The sequence below is a fragment of the Bradyrhizobium sp. 2TAF36 genome (assembly GCF_052114925.1).
GTDB lineage: Bacteria > Pseudomonadota > Alphaproteobacteria > Rhizobiales > Xanthobacteraceae > Bradyrhizobium > Bradyrhizobium barranii.
This window is the reverse complement of the sequence record NZ_JBFRFR010000252.1, coordinates 1-668: the sequence shown is the minus strand read 5'-3', so window position 1 is coordinate 668 and position 668 is coordinate 1. Positions and strand designations below refer to the sequence as shown.

Genomic DNA, 668 nt, shown 5'->3' with positions numbered 1-668 from the left:
GGATCGGGACTGAGGGTGCCGGGAACGAGTACGCGGAGCACCTCGGCAAACTCCCGCATTGCCCGACGATGTTTCTCGATCGCGGCGTACACCGGATCGGTGATGTTGTTTTCAGACGTGTTTAAGGGTGGCGTGCTAAGATGCGAAACAGCCTTGGTCATTTTGAAAACCCTTCTGTGATCGAGGTCAGGCCTGCCGCCGTGCTTCCAACACGACGGCAGGCCGCTTGTTTTCCAAGCTCAATTAGCGTAGTACGCTTATTATGAAGCCGTCAACTAAAAACGTAGTACGGAAACGTCCTGGCCGGCCGGCCACCGGACAGGACCCGGTGACGGCTATCCGCCTGTCCTCGGAGTTACGGAAGAGCGTCGATGCCTGGGCAGCCAAGCAAGAAGACCTCCCCGGCCGCTCCGAGGCCATCCGCCGGCTTGTGGAGCTGGGGCTGAAGGCAAAGGGAAAATAAAATGTCCAAGGCAACTTTGCTTGGAGTTATAGCTATCACCTTCTTAGCGATGAACGCTGCTCGGGCCGCGGACTCGCTCAAGATTACTTGCACTGGCGATATGTTCGAGCCGGGAGGGGTCAAGAAATCACCTGCTACTACGTTGACCGCGATTTTGAGTCCCGCAAATAGAGCGACGAAGGTGTCCATTGATTTTGTGATTTTG

1 protein-coding gene is annotated in these 668 nt (G+C 55.8%); it reads left to right on the top strand.

Annotated elements, in window-relative coordinates; all coding sequences use genetic code 11:
• Window positions 1-464: 464 nt before the first annotated feature.
• Window positions 465-668 (top strand): hypothetical protein (locus AB4Z51_RS45040; RefSeq protein WP_441499784.1); only part of this gene is annotated, 204 nt, incomplete at its 3' end.